13 protein-coding genes are annotated in these 16,030 nt (G+C 62.7%); 8 read left to right on the top strand and 5 right to left on the bottom strand.

Going from position 1 to position 16,030, the window contains the following annotated elements:
- Positions 1-175 precede the first annotated feature (175 nt).
- Entirely contained in the window at positions 176-1,282 is a 1,107-nt protein-coding gene (aguA, locus tag PDR5_RS01425) for an agmatine deiminase (RefSeq protein WP_007952634.1), read from the bottom strand.
- Positions 1,283-1,460: 178 nt separating this feature from the next.
- Positions 1,461-4,373 (bottom strand): aminotransferase, encoded by a 2,913-nt coding sequence (locus tag PDR5_RS01420; protein ID WP_064592772.1) that lies wholly within the window; start codon positions 4,371-4,373, stop codon positions 1,461-1,463.
- 180 nt (positions 4,374-4,553) lie between these two features.
- On the opposite strand from PDR5_RS01420, the gene rfbC reads away from it, so the two are divergent.
- From rfbC to PDR5_RS01400, 4 genes are all read left to right on the top strand, one after another.
- A complete protein-coding gene (rfbC, locus tag PDR5_RS01415) occupies positions 4,554-5,099 on the top strand; it encodes a dTDP-4-dehydrorhamnose 3,5-epimerase (RefSeq protein ID WP_064592770.1) in 546 nt (181 codons plus the stop codon).
- Between the two features lie 106 nt (positions 5,100-5,205).
- Positions 5,206-7,014 carry a sensor histidine kinase gene (locus PDR5_RS01410; protein ID WP_064600652.1) on the top strand — a complete coding sequence of 603 codons (1,809 nt, stop codon included), beginning with the start codon at positions 5,206-5,208 and terminating at the stop codon, positions 7,012-7,014.
- On the top strand, positions 7,011-8,399 hold the full coding sequence (locus PDR5_RS01405; protein WP_064592767.1) for a sigma-54-dependent transcriptional regulator: 1,389 nt from the start codon (positions 7,011-7,013) through the stop codon (positions 8,397-8,399). The genes PDR5_RS01410 and PDR5_RS01405 overlap by 4 nt, the downstream gene beginning before the upstream one ends.
- Before the next feature lie 40 nt (positions 8,400-8,439).
- On the top strand, positions 8,440-8,895 hold the full coding sequence (locus tag PDR5_RS01400; protein WP_064592765.1) for a YiiD C-terminal domain-containing protein: 456 nt from the start codon (positions 8,440-8,442) through the stop codon (positions 8,893-8,895).
- A 13-nt stretch (positions 8,896-8,908) separates the two neighbouring features.
- On the opposite strand, the gene cysQ is transcribed toward PDR5_RS01400, so the two are convergent.
- Together cysQ and nudE are read right to left on the bottom strand one after the other, a co-directional pair.
- A complete protein-coding gene (cysQ, locus tag PDR5_RS01395) occupies positions 8,909-9,742 on the bottom strand; it encodes a 3'(2'),5'-bisphosphate nucleotidase CysQ (RefSeq protein WP_064600651.1) in 834 nt (277 codons plus the stop codon).
- A gap of 1 nt (position 9,743) precedes the next feature.
- Positions 9,744-10,313 (bottom strand): ADP compounds hydrolase NudE, encoded by a 570-nt coding sequence (gene nudE, locus PDR5_RS01390; RefSeq protein WP_064592763.1) that lies wholly within the window; start codon positions 10,311-10,313, stop codon positions 9,744-9,746.
- A gap of 88 nt (positions 10,314-10,401) precedes the next feature.
- On the opposite strand from nudE, the gene yrfG reads away from it, so the two are divergent.
- Positions 10,402-11,064: a GMP/IMP nucleotidase gene (yrfG, locus tag PDR5_RS01385; protein WP_064592761.1), complete on the top strand. Its 663-nt coding sequence runs from the start codon at positions 10,402-10,404 to the stop codon at positions 11,062-11,064.
- 93 nt (positions 11,065-11,157) lie between these two features.
- On the opposite strand, the gene lysM is transcribed toward yrfG, so the two are convergent.
- Positions 11,158-11,598, bottom strand: coding sequence for a peptidoglycan-binding protein LysM (gene lysM, locus PDR5_RS01380; protein ID WP_039764611.1), 441 nt, complete (start codon positions 11,596-11,598; stop codon positions 11,158-11,160).
- A 137-nt stretch (positions 11,599-11,735) separates the two neighbouring features.
- Here lysM and PDR5_RS01375 point away from each other — a divergent pair, with 137 nt between their 5' ends.
- The 3 genes from PDR5_RS01375 to PDR5_RS01365 all read left to right on the top strand — a co-directional run bounded on the left by PDR5_RS01375 (position 11,736) and on the right by PDR5_RS01365 (position 15,900).
- On the top strand, positions 11,736-12,623 hold the full coding sequence (locus PDR5_RS01375; protein WP_064592759.1) for a LysR family transcriptional regulator: 888 nt from the start codon (positions 11,736-11,738) through the stop codon (positions 12,621-12,623).
- Between the two features lie 92 nt (positions 12,624-12,715).
- Complete coding sequence (gene fdhD, locus PDR5_RS01370; RefSeq protein WP_064592757.1) at positions 12,716-13,555, top strand: formate dehydrogenase accessory sulfurtransferase FdhD; 840 nt, start codon at positions 12,716-12,718, stop codon at positions 13,553-13,555.
- Entirely contained in the window at positions 13,552-15,900 is a 2,349-nt protein-coding gene (locus tag PDR5_RS01365) for an FdhF/YdeP family oxidoreductase (protein WP_064592755.1), read from the top strand. The genes fdhD and PDR5_RS01365 overlap by 4 nt, the downstream gene beginning before the upstream one ends.
- Positions 15,901-16,030: the final 130 nt, after the last annotated feature.

Raw genomic sequence — 16,030 nt, 5'->3', positions numbered from 1 at the left:
CCCCCTCCCTAGTGCACCATGAGCGATACAAGAGCTATGCCAATGTCTGGCAATTGTCGACCAGCGGACATAAAGAAACCCGCAGTCCTGACGGGTTGCGGGTTTCTCTTCAAGCGTGGGCAACAAACGACTGCCCGGTCGATTTCCCAATCAACTCAAGCTGTTACATCCGCACTCACTCTTTGTGCGGCGCGGGCTGCTGTTGGGTAAGGCAGTGAATATTGCCGCCGCCCAGTAACAGTTCGCGCCCCGGCACCATCACCACTTCGTGTTGCGGGAACAGGTTCTGCAGTATCTCCCGAGCCGGAGCGTCCATCGGGTCGTCGAAGCTTGGCGCGATGATCCCGCCGTTGACGATCAGGAAGTTCACGTAGGAACCGGCCAGGCGCACGCTCGGGTTGCGCTCCTGAGTACCGTCCACCGGGTCCACACCCGCGCATTCTTCTTCGGTGGCAAACAGCGGCCCCGGAATCGGCATCTTGTGCACCGTGAATGGGCGGCCCTTGGCGTCGGTGCTGCTTTCCAGCACTTTCATCGCGGCCTGGCAGCGCGGGTAGTTCGGATCCTGCGGATCGTCAGTCCAGGCCAGCAGCACTTCGCCCGGACGCACGTAGCAGCAGAAGTTATCCACATGGCCGTCGGTTTCGTCGTTGAACAGGCCATCCGGCAGCCAGATGATTTTGTCCACCGACAGGTTTTCACTGAGCACCGCTTCGATTTCCTCGCGCCCCAGGTGCGGGTTGCGATTGCGGTTGAGCAGGCATTCTTCGGTGGTAATCAGGGTGCCTTCGCCGTCGACGTGAATCGAGCCGCCTTCGAGCACGAAGCCTTCGGTGCGATAACGCGGGCTGCGCTCGATTTCGAGGATCTTGCCGCCGACCTGGGAGTCGCGATTCCACGGCGAATACAGGCCACCGTCAAAACCGCCCCAGGCGTTGAAATCCCAGTTCACACCGCGCACTTCGCCGCTGTTGTTGATCACGAAAGTCGGGCCGCTGTCGCGAACCCAGGCGTCATCGCTGGACATCTCGACCACGCGGATATTCGGCACGTCGAGGCGAGCGCGAGCGTTTTCGTACTGGCCGGCGGACACCGCCACGGTTACCGGTTCGAAACGCGCGATGGCCTTGGCCACGGCGGCGTGAGCGGCCTGCGCTGGCTTGCCGCCCAGACGCCAGTTGTCCGGACGTTCGGGCCAGATCATCCAGGTCTGGGTTTGCGGTGCCCATTCGGCCGGCATGTAGAAGCCATCGGCGCGTGGTGTACTTTTCAATGTGGTCATGTCGATCAGACTCCAGGGAACCGTCGAGGGTTTTCAACACGCCGTACAGGGTTGGACGACGGACTATGGCGACTTTATAAACGATAAATATCGGCTTTAGAAGCCAACAATGAAAAACAATCTGAATTAACCCCTTCAAATACCGATACAAATCGGTATTTGAAGGTTGCGGATCGCCTCAAAGCCCTTCTTCAAGCACCTTCGCCAGCATGTCGACAAAGAAATCCACGCTCTGACGCGAGGTGACCATCGGCGGTTTGATCTTCAGAACGTTCAGGTAATCGCCGGTCGGCTGCATGAAGATCCCCAGCTCGCGCAGGCGATCACACAACAGCGTGGTTTCCTCGGTTGCCGGCTCCAGGGTTTCCCGATTGCGGATCAGCTCGACCCCCAGATAGAACCCCGAACCGTGCACTGCGCCGACCAACGGATATTGATCGATCAGCGCTTCCAGTCGCGCCTTGAAGTGGGCGCCGACCACCTGGGCGTTTTCCCAGAGCTTTTCTTCTTCCATGACATCGAGCACCGCCATGCCGATCTGGCAGCTCACCGGACTGCCGCCGGCGGACGAGAAGAAATAGCCCTCGGCCTCCAGCGCCTCGGCGATTTCCCGGCGGGTGATCACCGCGCCCAGCGGCTGGCCGTTGCCCATGCCTTTGGCCATGGTGATGATGTCCGGCACCACGCCTTGCTCTTCGAAACCCCAGAAGAAATGGCCCATACGGCCGTAACCGACCTGCACCTCATCGGCGATGCACACGCCGCCACGGGCGCGCACCAATTCATAGACCCTTTTCAGGTAGCCCGGCGGCAGCGAAATCCCGCCCGCATTGCCGTAGACCGGCTCGCAGATGAACCCGGCCAGTTGCCGCTTCTGCTCATCGATCTTCGCCAGATGATGCTCGACGCTGCGCACATAATCCGGCGCCGAATCCGGGCCGCGAAATTCGCCGCGATAGGTGTTTGGAGCGGTGACCGCATGCACCCAGTCCGGGCGACTGCTCAGGGCCTGCGGGTTATCGGCAATAGAGGTCGAGACCGCGTCCGCGCCGACCGTCCAGCCGTGATAAGCCTCCAGCACGCTGATCATGTCGCGGCCACCGCTGGCGGCCCACGCCAGGCGGATCGCCAGATCGTTGGCCTCGCTGCCGCTGTTGACCAGGAACACCCGATCCATGCCCTCCGGCGCCAGTTTCAGCAAGCGCTCGGAGAACTCGGCGACGGCCGCGTAGTTGAACCGCGAGTTGGTGTTGAGCAGCGACCACTGCCGGCTCGCCACCGCCGCCATGCGCGGGTGACCGTGGCCGAGCACCGCGACGTTGTTGAGCATGTCGAGGTAGGAACGGCCCTGCATGTCGATCAGGTGATTGCGCCAGCCGCGCTCGATGCGCGGCGGGTCGACGTAATAGTGTTTCTGGGTGCGGGCGAAACTGGCGTCGCGACGCGCCAGCAGGGTTGCTGCGTCCAGCTCGGGTTCGGCGTCACAGGCCAGGCCCAGCAGCGCGGCCGGTGATGGGGAAAGTGCTTGCCAAGCAGCCGCACGGCTCGGCGTGCAGAACAGCGGCGCCTCAAGCTGTGCGCCGCGAATCAATTGCACGATCAACGGACCGTCCACCGAACCCAGCACCTGACCTTTCACCAGCGCAGCGCCGCTGTGCAACGAAGGTTTCACGCCCCACAGACGCAGGCTCAGTTGCGGGCCGTCGAGTCGCAGTGCGCCGTCGGCCGACAGGTGCAGTACGCCAGCGAACGGCGCCTCCACCGTCGAACCTTGGGGGACATGCAATTCGACGTGCAGCGGGAAAGTCTCTGGCTCATCGGCGCTGTCGGGCCGAGTGCGGGACAGACGGTATTGTCCATAGCGACTGGCCGCCAGACCATGGATGACAGCGGCCTCGTTCAACAGACGCTGATCGATGCCAGGCTGCTCCCAGTTCCCTGCTTCGAAGTGCGCGCTCAACACACCCAGATCGATCAACGCGAATTCGCGCCCGACCAGATCGGGCAACAGCGGCGCAAAACCTTCACTGTCGATGGCCGGCAATGTCTGGCCGACCGCCGTAAGAATCGCCGCCTCCATCAATGCCAGCGGCACCGAGGTGGCGACCCGGAAGATTTCCCATTCGTGGGTCAGGTTGTCGCGGCTGTAGGTGTTGCCCGGATCGATGCTGACCTGTTGCTCGCCGCTGAGCACCAGCACCGCCGCCCGCGCCACGATCAGCGGCCACAGCGCCAGCAGTTCTTCGTGCTGCAGCGGATTGACCGCGTGATAGGCCTGCACGGCCGGCAGAATCACCAACGGATCGCCTGCGGCGTGATGCAGCAGCGCGGCGCAGGTGACCGACAGATCGGTGATGCGCCAGGTGCGCACCAGGTCGCCGAAATCAATAACGCCCTGCAACTGCCAGTGCCGCCGGGCATCCCGTTGCCAGACCACGTTGTCGTCGGTGATGTCCATGTGGATCGCCTGCACCGGCAGCTTCTCCACCAGCGGCTGCAAACGAAGTCTGGCCTGTTCGGCAGCCTCGGCGATCAGCGCGCGCTGGCGTTCGTCTTCGATGACCGGCAGCAGGTGCTCGATCAGTGCGCTGGCGTGGCGCGCGTCCCATTGCAGCGTGCGCTCGAGTCCCGGATGGTCGAACCCGGCCAGGGCCAGATCCATTTCGCCGCAGAGCCGGCCGAACCCGGCAACAACTTCGTGGCCAAGATGATCGAGAGCCGTCAGTGGCTGGCCCTCGATGTAATCGAGCAGCCGCACATGCACCGATTCGCCCTCGACGTCCAGGGTCAGCAGGTCAGCACCGTTACTGGCCGCAATCACCCGAGGCACCTTCACCGCGCCGTGCTCGGCCAGGTACTTAAGGCCCGCATGCTGGGCTTGCAGCTCGACCAGCGAATAATCGCCCCGGCAGATCTTCAGCACGAACCGCCCACGCTCGCTGTCGACCCGGTAATTGAGATCCTGCTGGCTGCCCAGGGCCTGCAACGTGCCGTTCAAGCCGTAATGCTGCGCCAGCAGATGCCGTGCCTGCTCCAGCGAAACCTGAGGGCTGGGCAAACTGGCGCGATGAATCAACGTGGCGAACGACATGGAGCGACCCCTGAAATTTTATTAGGCGCCTATATCGCCATTGCTTCAGGCGATAAGCAACCCCCAGACCATCCGTCCCCTGACAGGTTGCGAAGCAGGGGGATTTGCATGCCCCTCTCGCACCCACCGGCACTTTGCGCAAGAATGTCGGCCATTCAAACCTGCCACTGGAATATCCCCATGAATGTAATCCCCACTGACCTGCCTGGCGTCCTGATCATCGAACCCAAGGTGTTTGGTGATGAGCGCGGGTTCTTTTACGAAAGTTTCAATGCCAAGGCCTTTCAGGACGCCACCGGCCTCGACACGCAGTTTGTGCAGGACAACCACTCGCGCTCGCAGAAAGGCGTGCTGCGCGGGCTGCATTACCAGCTGGAAAATACCCAGGGCAAACTGGTCCGCGTCACCGCCGGCGAAGTCCTCGATGTCGCCGTGGATATCCGCCGCAGCTCGCCGCATTTCGGCAAGTGGGTGGCGGTGCGCCTGTCCGCCGACAATCATCGCCAACTGTGGGTACCGGAAGGTTTTGCCCACGGTTTCGTGGTGCTGAGCGAGTTCGCCGAATTCCTCTACAAGACCACCGACTACTACAACCCGTCGTCCGAGCGCAGCATTCTTTGGAATGACCCGGACCTGGGCATCGACTGGCAGCTGGACGAAGCGCCGAAACTGTCGGCCAAGGATCAGGCAGCCGCTTTCCTCAAGGACGCTGACGTCTTTTCCTGAAGTCCTGTGTGAATCTTCAGCGCCGCTGCATACCCGGCCACGGGTGCGCAGACTGCGCCGGCAAGCCTAGGCATAATGCGCCTGTACCCACAGGCGCTCGATGCTCATGACTCCGACCCTTCCCCGTCGCCCCCGCTGGCGCAGTCTTGCCCTGCTGGCCCTGTGCCTGGCGCCGTTGCTGTGGCCGCTGGAACACCTGGCCGAGCGCTATTACCGCAGCGAACTGGCCGGTCAGAACCGCCAGACCCTCGACCTCTACGTCGCCAACCTGTTGGGCACGCTGCATCGCTATGAAGTGCTGCCGCAAATCCTCGGCGACCTGCCCGCCCTGCGCGCTGTACTCGGGGCGCCGGACGATGGCGTGACCCAGGGCAACGCCAACCGCCTGTTGAAAAACATCGCCGCGCAGACCGGCGCCGAAGTCATGTACCTGATGGACACCAACGGCCAGACGCTCGCAGCGTCGAACTGGGACAAGCACGACAGTTTCGTCGGGCGTAATTTCTCATTCCGGCCGTACTTCAGCGAAGCCATGGCCGGACGCCTCGGGCGCTTCTTCGGGTTGGGCACTACCTCTGCCAAGCGCGGCTACTTCTTCGCCGCCGCCGTGCGCAACGGCGAAAAAATCATCGGCGTGCTGGTGATCAAGGTTGACCTCGACCACACCGAAAGCCTGTGGGGCAAAACCCCGGAACAACTGCTGGTGACCGACCACAACGGTGTGGTCATCCTCACCTCCCGCCCGGAATGGCGTTTTCGCGCAACGCGCACCCTGAGTGATACCGAGCGCGCGGCGATCACCGCAATCCAGCCCTACCCGACCCGCGAGCCACGCCCGCTGAACCTGAGCCCGACCGCGTGGCTGCCACAGACTCAGGAGATCGCGGAAACCGGCTGGAGCGTCAGCATCCTCGCCCCGCGTACGTTGATCGACCGACCTGTGCGCACGGTGGTGGCGATCGGCGGCGCCACCTTGCTGGTGGTGATGCTGTTGCTCGGCCTGATGATGCAGCGTCGTCGTCATTACCTGGAACGGATCGCCTTCGAAGCCAAGGCCCGACGGGAACTCGAAGGCCGGGTTGCCGAACGTACCAGCGATCTCGAAGGCCTCAACCGCCGCCTGAAACAGGAAGTGCTGGAACGCGAACAGGCCCAGCAGGAACTGGTGCGCGCCCAGGACGATCTGGTGCAGGCCGGCAAACTCTCGGCGCTGGGGACGATGTCGGCGAGCATCAGCCACGAACTCAACCAGCCGCTGGCGGCGATCCGCAGCTACGCCGAAAACGCCGAAGTGCTGCTCGACCATGAACGCACCGAAGACGCACGAGGCAACCTCAAACTGATCAGCGAGCTGACCGGGCGCATGGCCTCGATCATCGCCCACCTGCGCGCCTTCGCCCGCCGTGACCGCCACGCCCCGGAAAGCGTGGCCCTGCAACCGGCGCTGGACGACGCACTTGCCTTGCTGGCCAAACGTCGCCGGAGCATGGATGTCGAACTGATCCGCGACCTGCCGGCCGCCACCCTTTGGGTCGAGGCCGGGGAAACCCGTCTGCGCCAGGTGCTGGGCAACCTGCTGGCCAACGCCCTCGACGCTCTGACTGAAAAAGGCCCGCCGCGCAAATTGTGGCTGAGTGCCGAATCCACCGACGAAGGCGTCAATCTGTACATTCGCGACAATGGCCCGGGTTTCTGCATGGAAGCCCTGGGCCGTGCCAGCGAACCGTTTTACACGACCAAGACCCGCACCCAGGGTCTGGGTCTGGGGTTGGCCATTTGCGAAACCCTGATGCGCGCCTTCGGCGGTGAACTGTCGTTCGCCAACCACAAGCAAGGTGGCGCCTTGATCACCCTGCGGCTGCGCGCCGGCGCGCCCGGGGTCAGCCTGCAACCGTCCGAGGATCGAAGCGCATGACCATCGACAACCGCATTCAGGTGGTGCTGATCGACGACGATCCGCACCTGCGTCAGGCCCTTGGCCAGACTCTGGATCTGGCCGGCCTGAAAATTCTTCCGCTGTCCGAGGCCAAGGGTCTGGCCGCGCAACTGGAGCGCGACTGGCCGGGCGTGGTGGTCAGCGACATCCGCATGCCCGGCATTGATGGCCTGGAACTGTTGAGCGAGTTGCACGCTCAGGATCCCGAGTTGCCGGTGCTGCTGATCACTGGCCACGGCGATGTGCCGCTGGCCGTACAAGCCATGCGCGCGGGTGCCTACGACTTTCTGGAAAAGCCCTTCGCCAGCGACGCCCTGCTCGACAGCGTGCGCCGCGCCCTGGCCCTGCGGCGCCTGGTGCTGGACAACCGCAGCCTGCGCATGGCCCTGAGTGATCGCAACGAGTTGAGCGCACGGCTGGTCGGTCAGTCTGCACCGATGTCGCGCCTGCGCGAGCAAATCGGCGCGCTGGCGGCGACCAAGGCCGATGTCTTGATCCTCGGCGAAACCGGTGCCGGCAAGGAAGTCGTCGCCCGCGCCCTGCATGACCTGTCGAGCCGGCGTAACGGCCCGTTCGTGGCGATCAACGCCGGGGCGCTGGCCGAGTCGGTGGTCGAGAGCGAATTGTTCGGCCACGAACCCGGCGCCTTCACCGGCGCGCAAAAGCGCCGGATCGGCAAATTCGAATTCGCCAATGGCGGCACGCTGTTCCTCGACGAAATCGAGAGCATGAGCATGGACGTCCAGGTCAAACTGCTGCGCATGTTGCAGGAGCGAGTGGTCGAGCGTCTGGGCGGCAATCAGTTGATCCCGCTGGACATCCGCGTCATCGCCGCCACCAAGGAAGACCTGCGCCAGGCCGCCGATCAGGGACGTTTCCGTGCCGACCTGTATTACCGCCTCAACGTGGCACCGCTGCGCATTCCGCCGTTGCGCGAACGAGGCGAAGACGCGTTGATGCTGTTCCAGCATTACGCCGACGAAGCCAGTGCCCGCCACGGACTGCCACCTCACGAACTGCAACCGGCGCAACGGGCGTTGCTGCTGCGCCATTCATGGCCGGGCAACGTGCGGGAATTGCAGAACGCGGCAGAGCGCTTTGCCCTCGGCCTGGAGCTGGCCCTGGACAACACGCAGCCCGATGGCAGCCCCGGCACCACCGTCGAGATCACGGCGGGCGGGCTCAGCGAACAAGTGGAAAATTTCGAGAAATCCCTGATCGCCGCCGAACTGGCCCGCTCTCACGGTTCCGTGCGCAGTCTCGCCGAAGCCCTGGGCATTCCGCGCAAGACCCTGCACGACAAACTGCGCAAGCACGGGCTGAATTTCGCTGGCAGCGGCGGCCATTCCGACGAATCCGAATGAAGCACGCTCAATTCACTTTTCTGCCGCAAGAGGTCCGGGCATGAAGCACGACAGTCGCTATCTGGAATCCGTTCTTCACCACGACATCCCGCTGACCCGGGACATGGGCCTCAAGGTGCTCGACTGGCAGGAACAGCAACTACGCCTGCACTTGCCGCTGGACGCCAACGTCAATCACAAGAGCACCATGTTCGGCGGCAGCCTGTATTGCGGCGCGGTGCTGGCCGGTTGGGGCTGGCTGCATCTGCGATTGAAGGAAGAAGGCATCACCGACGGCCACATCGTGATCCAGGAGGGGCAGATCAGTTATCCACTGCCGGTGACCGGTGATGCCATTGCGATTTGCCCGTCACCGAGCGCAGCGCAGTGGAAGAAATTTCTGACAATGTATCAGCGCTACGGGCGGGCGCGACTGACGCTGCACACGCGGATCGTCAATGCCGGGAGCAATGAAGATGCAGTGACGTTCAGCGGGCAGTACGTCCTGCACCGCTGAAGACTGAACACGCTTACGAGCGGGCAAGTTCGAGCAGCTTCGCCCGCCATGCGGCTTTCGCCGGCAACGCCAGGAAGAAACTGTTCAACAAAGACTCCCGAGCTGGGTAACAGAACGCTGCGCCACTCAGGTCGAGCACTTCACCGCCCGCCCCTTCCAGAACGCCCTGCGCCGCCGCCGTGTCCCATTGCGAAGTCGGCGCCAGTCGCGGGTAACAATCCGCCGCACCTTCGGCCAGCAGACAGAACTTCAGCGAACTGCCGATGTTGGCCAGCTGCAACTCGCCAAGGCTGGCGCTCAAACCGGCCAGCAAGCGTTCCTGCTCCGGACTCGAATGACGGCGGCTGGCAACCACGGTGAACGCTTCGCCAGGCCCCGGTACGTCACGAACCTGAATCGCCACCGGTGTGCCGCCCGTGTCGCCGCGCCAGGCACCGAGTCCCGCACCGCCGACGTAGAACCGCCCAGTGGTCGGCATCGACACCACACCGAACACCACCCGGCCGTTTTCGATCAACGCAATGTTGACGGTGAATTCCTCACTGCCGCTGATGAACTCCTTGGTGCCATCCAGCGGGTCCACCAACCACCAGCGCTGCCAGCCTGCGCGCACGCTTTGCGGGATGTTGGCGTCCTCTTCGGACAGCACCGGAATGCTCGGGTCCAGCGCCGTCAGGCCCGCCACGATCACGTGGTGAGCGGCCATGTCCGCCGCCGTCACCGGCGAATCATCGGACTTGGCGGTGACCGCCACATCGGCACGCCAGAATGGCAGGATCGCCTCGCCGGCCCGCAGGGCCAGTTCAACCACCGGCGCCATCAACGGATGGGGAAAATTCATCGATATCTCACTCATGACTGAAAAATCCGCGCTGGGTCAGCAGATCGCGGGTCAGGTACAGCGCCGCCAGGGCGCGGCCCTCACTGAAATTCGGATTCTGCGCCAGTGCCGACAGCTGTCGCAGATTGACTTTGTCTACACGCATCGGCTCGGGTTCGTCGCCTTCGAGACGCTCTTCGTACAGGTCGGTGGCCAGCACCACCTGGATTTTCTGGCTCATGTAACCGGGGGACAACGACAACTCGGTCAGATGCTCCAGCTGTCGCGCGCCATAACCGGCTTCTTCCTTGAGCTCGCGTTCGGCGGCAGCCAGCACATCTTCGCCAGGCTCGATCAGGCCTTTGGGCAGCGACAGTTCATATTCGTCGGTACCGCCGCAGTATTCTTCGACCAGCACCGCGTGCTCGGCATCGAGCATTGCCACGATCATCACCGCTCCATAGCCGGCGCCCTTGCCGACCAGTCGCTCGTAGGTGCGTTCCACGCCATTGGAGAAACGCAGCTTCAGCTCTTCGACGCAGAACAGCCGGCTGGTGGCGACGATCTCGCGGGCAAGTACGGTGGGTTTCTGGCGCATGCAAAGCTCCTTGGCGTGAACGCGCTACTATAACGCGGCTTTTCCGATTGTTTGCGTCGGATATCCTTCTACCGCTCGAGACGTTGCCATGCCTTCATTACCCTGGTCCGACATCGACACCGTTCTGCTCGACATGGACGGCACGTTGCTGGACCTGCACTTCGACAACCACTTCTGGCTCGAACACCTGCCGCAGCGCTACGCCGAACTGCATGGCGTGAGCCGGGCCATGGCGGAAATGGAATTGCAGCCGTTGTTCGAGCGCCATTCCGGTCAGTTGCAGTGGTACTGCCTGGACTTCTGGAGCGCGGAGCTGAAGCTGTCGGTGCGTGAACTGAAACGGGAAACCGCCCACCTGATCGCCCTGCGCCCGGACGCCGACACTTTTCTTGAGGCGATCAAACGCGCCGGCAAACGCGTGGTGATGATCACCAACGCCCACCGCGATTCACTGTCGCTGAAACTGGAACGCATCGAACTGGCGCCGTACTTCGAACGGCTGATCAGCTCCCACGACTACGGCTTTCCCAAGGAGAACCCGCAATTCTGGGACGCCTTGCAGGCCGACATCGGTTTTGACCCGGCGCGTAGTCTGTTCATCGACGACACCTTGCCGATCCTGCGCAGTGCACGGAATTTCGGCGTGGCGCATCTGTTGGCCGTGAAAGAGCCGGACAGCCGCAAAGGGCCGAAGGACACCGGGGAGTTCGCGGCGGTCGAGGATTATCGGGATTTGATTGCGGGCCTGTAGACCGCATCGTCCCCATCGCGAGCAGGCTCGCTCCCACAACTGAAATGTATTCCAATGTGGGAGCGAGCCTGCTCGCGATAGCGGTATATGCGGTTACTCGGGAATACGCAGCGTCTGCCCCGGATAAATCTTGTCCGGATGTGACAACAGCGGCTTGTTGGCCTCGAAGATCTTGTTGTACTGGTTGGCGTTGCCATACACCGCCAGGGAAATCGCGCTGAGGGTGTCGCCCTTCTTCACGACCACAAAACGCGCCGCCGCCACAACCGGCCCGGTCACGGTGATCTGGTCATCGACGCTGCCGACACCGGCAATGTTGCCCACTGCCAGAAGAATCTTCTCTTTCTCTTCCTGACTCGCCACTTCACCGGTAACGGTCACCTTGTCCCCGTCCACGGTTGCCTGGACATTCGGGTTACCCAGCCCGACCTTGCTGATGTGTTCCTTCAATTGCTCGCTGGCATTGGCGTTGCCGGGGGTCAGCAGGTCGAGCAGTTTCTCACCCGCTTCTTTCACAAAGCTCAAAAGACTCATGGCGCACACTCCTTGATTTGGGTTCCAGACGCCCAAGCCTAGACCACCCCGGACAAACCCGGTTCCAAGCCGACCAATGACCCTGCCGTCACTCAAGCGGTAGAATCGCCCACCCCTGCCAGCGCCCCGGAGCGAAGATGGACATCAAGCAGCTGAAATTCCTCATCGCCCTCGACGAAACCCGCCACTTCGGCCAGGCCGCCGCCCGCTGCCACATCACCCAGCCCACCCTGTCGATGCGCCTGCGCAGCCTCGAAGAAGAACTCGACCTGCCACTGGTCAACCGTGGCCAGCGCTTCGAAGGGTTCACCGCGCCGGGGGAACGGGTGCTGGCCTGGGCACGCACGGTACTGGCGGCCTACGACGGCTTGCAGGCGGAAGCGGCGGCCTGTCGCGGCAATCTGATCGGCACCCTGCGCCTGGGCGTGGTGCCGTTGTCGAGTTTCGATGCACTGCCGTTGATGCAACGCCTGCACGCACAACATCCAAACCTGCGCTTCGAACTGTCCTCGCTGAGCTCCGAACAGGTTCTGGAGCAACTGGCGAACAACCGCATCGACATTGGCGTGTCTTATCTGGACCGCCTCGACGGCGAGCGGTTTGAATCCCTGGCCTTCAGCGAAACGCAGATGGGCCTGCTCTACGACCAGCGGTTCTTCAACTTTGGTGAGGCACCGCTGAGTTGGGAATCCCTGATCGAACTGCCCCTGGGCATGCTCACCAGCGGCATGCACTTTCGCCAGTCCATCGACCATAACTTTCACAGTCGTGGCCTGACCCCACAACCCTTGCTGCAAACCGATGCCGTTCACCAATTGTTGCAGGCTGTGCACGGCGGCCTTTGCTGCGCGGTGATGCCACTGGACGGCGGCCTGGAAAACCTCACGGATAACCTGCGCCTGCAACCCATCGAAAACGCCCAGACCCTCGCCCGACTGGGCCTGATCATGCGTCGCGGCGCCCCACGCTCGGCGCTGGCCGAGGCCTGTTTCGCGCTCTATCAAAAATCACCCACGGACACTTGATCGACGGCATCTATCGAAGGATCGACACTAGCGATTAGACGCGACATCTTGCCGCGCCTAGTCTTAACGTTGATCAATCCGTCGGTGATGCCATGAACGCCAAGCGCCCGGCCTGCGCGGCGCCTGCTCTCGAAACGCCCGCGCCAGCCGCCAGTCAGACCTACAGCTACAGCAATCTCCCCCTCGCGGAATCGGCCAGCACCGCGCTGGCCGAAGAAGTCGCGTTGGCGATTGCCTACAACGGCATCAGTCAGGCCGTGATGCTGGTGACGCCGACCGACCTTGAAGACTTCATCGTCGGCTTCAGCCTCGGCAGCGGCATCATCGAAGACGCCTCGGACATCTACGACCTGCAACTGAGCGGTTCGGGCTCGGCGCAATACGCGCAAGTGACCATCGCCAACCGCGCCTTCTGGAACCTCAAGCAGCAGCGGCGGCAACTGGCCGGCACCAGCGGTTGCGGACTGTGCGGCGTGGAAGCGGTGGAGCAGGCGCTGCCTGACCTCAAGGTCTTGCCCGGCGCACCTTTGCCGCCCGCCGAATGGCTCGATGGTTTGCGCCAGCGTATCGGCGCATTCCAACCGCTGGGTCAGCATTGCGGCGCAGTGCACGCGGCGGTGTTCATGAACGCCAGCGGTGAATTGCTGCTGGGCCGCGAAGACATCGGCCGGCACAACGCCCTCGACAAGCTGATTGGCGGTCTGATCCGGCAAAAGATATCCACAGCCGGCGGCCTGGCAATTGTCACCAGCCGTTGCAGCCTCGAATTGATCCAGAAAGTCCTGCGGGCCGGGATTCAGACCCTGGTCAGCCTGTCCGCGCCCACCGGCCTCGCCGTGCAATGGGCCCGACGCCATAACCTCAATCTCATTCACCTGCCGCAGAAAAACGCGCCGCGGGTGTATAGCCCAGAAATGGAGAAACACCCGTGAGCCAACATCATCAAGCCGACCAGAAACCCGTTCCGCGCTACAAGCCTTACAAGGGCCCGGCCGGTGGCTGGGGCGCCCTGATCAGCGTGGCCCAGGCCTGGTTGACCAGCGACAACGCGCTGAAAAACCTGCGCATGATGCTCAAGACCAACCAGAACGGCGGCTTCGACTGCCCGGGCTGCGCCTGGGGCGACTCGCCGGAAAGCGGCATGGTCAAATTCTGCGAGAACGGCGCCAAAGCGGTGAACTGGGAAGCGACCAAGCGTCGGGTCGACGGCAAGTTCTTCGCCAAACACAGCGTCACCTCGTTGCTGGAGCAGAGCGACTACTGGCTTGAATATCAAGGTCGTCTGACCGAACCGCTGGTGTATGACGCCGAAACCGACCGCTACAAACCCATCAGCTGGGACGATGCCTACGCGCTGATCGGCAAACACTTGCAAGCGCTGTCGAGCCCGGATCAGGCCGAGTTCTACACCTCGGGCCGCGCCAGCAACGAAGCGGCGTACCTGTATCAACTGTTCGTGCGCGCCTTCGGCACCAACAACTTCCCCGACTGCTCGAACATGTGCCACGAGGCCAGCGGCGTGGCCCTGGCGCAAAGTGTCGGCGTCGGCAAAGGCACCGTGACCTTCGACGACTTCGAACATGCCGATGCGATTTTTGTCTGGGGCCAGAACCCCGGCACCAACCACCCGCGCATGCTCGAGCCGCTGCGTGAAGCGGTGAAACGCGGTGCCCAGGTGGTGTGCGTCAACCCGCTGAAAGAACGCGGCCTGGAACGCTTCCAGCATCCGCAGCATCCGCTGGAAATGCTCACCAACGGCGACAAGCCGACCAACACCGCGTATTTCCGCCCGGCGCTGGGCGGCGACATGGCGGTGCTGCGCGGCATGGCCAAGTTCCTGCTGCAATGGGAGCGCGATGCGCAGAAGGCTGGCGCACCGGCCGTGTTCGATCACGATTTCCTCAATGAGCACAGCGTCAATGTGCTCGAGTACATTGGTGTCGTCGACGATACCCCTTGGGAGCAGATCGTCACTCAGTCCGGCCTGACCCTGGTGGAAATCGAGCAAGCGGCGCGCATGTACGCCAAAGGCAAGAACGTGATCATGTGCTGGGCGATGGGCATCACCCAGCATCGCCACTCGGTGCCGACCATCCAGGAGATCGCCAACCTGATGCTGCTGCGCGGCAACATTGGCAAACCCGGCGCCGGTCTGTGCCCGGTGCGCGGCCACAGTAACGTGCAGGGCGACCGCACCATGGGCATCAACGAACGTCCGCCGGTGGCGTTCCTTGATTCCCTTGAGCGCCGCTTCCAGTTCAAGGTGCCACGTCACAACGGGCACAATGTGGTCGAGGCGATTCACGCGATGGCCGAAGGTCGCGCCAAGGTGTTCATCGGTCTGGGCGGCAACTTCGCCCAGGCCACGCCGGACAGCCCGCGCACCTTCCAGGCCCTGAGCAACTGTGACCTGACGGTGCAGATCAGCACCAAGCTTAATCGCAGCCACCTGGCCCACGGCAAGGACGCGCTGATCCTGCCGTGCCTGGGTCGTACCGACATCGATATCCAGACCGAAGGCCCGCAAGCCGTCACCGTGGAAGACTCGTTCAGCATGGTGCACGCCTCCAACGGTCAGTTGCAGCCGCTGTCGAACCAGATGCGCTCGGAGCCGTCGATCATCGCCGGCATTGCCGCCGCGACCTTGGGCAGCAAACCGGTGGACTGGAACTGGCTGGTGGCCGACTACCGGCGCATCCGCGAGTTGATCGCCGACACCATTCCGGGCTTCAAGGACTTCAACGAGAAGGTCAAGAACCCGGGCGGCTTCTACCTCGGCAACAGCGCCGGCGCGCGCAAGTGGAACACCACATCCGGTCGGGCCAACTTCAAGCCGAACATGCTGCCCAAGGACCTGATCCACGAACGCACCCGCGCCACCGGCAAACTGCCGGATCTGATCCTGCAATCGATGCGCTCTCACGATCAGTACAACACCACGATTTATGGTCTCGACGATCGTTATCGCGGGGTGAAGGGACAGCGCGATGTGTTGTTCGCCAACGAAGCCGACATCATCCGTCTGGGCTTCAAGCCGGGGCAGAAGGCTGACATCGTGTCGCTGTGGGACGATGGTCGTGAGCGTCGGGTGAAGGGCTTCACGCTCTTGGCGTTCGATATTCCTGCAGGGCAGGCAGCGGCTTATTACCCTGAGGTGAATCCATTGGTGCCGTTGGAGAGCACCGGCGATGGCAGCCATACGCCGACGTCGAAGTTCATTGCCATTCGCCTGGAAGCGGCGAGCGAAACGGGGCTGATCATGGCCAGATCGGCCTGATACGGCGCCTGAACGGGCGCCTTCGCGAGCACTTTTCGAACGCCCACAAAAAAGGCCGCTTTGTGATCAAAGCGGCCTGTCCGAAGTAGTTAAAGACCGGCGAAAATCAGTTAAGTTCCGCCCAAAAATC

This window comes from Pseudomonas sp. DR 5-09, assembly GCF_001655595.1.
Classification (GTDB): domain Bacteria; phylum Pseudomonadota; class Gammaproteobacteria; order Pseudomonadales; family Pseudomonadaceae; genus Aquipseudomonas; species Aquipseudomonas pharyngis.
The sequence above is the reverse complement of the archived record's forward strand: the minus strand, read 5'-3'. Positions and strand labels throughout refer to the sequence as shown.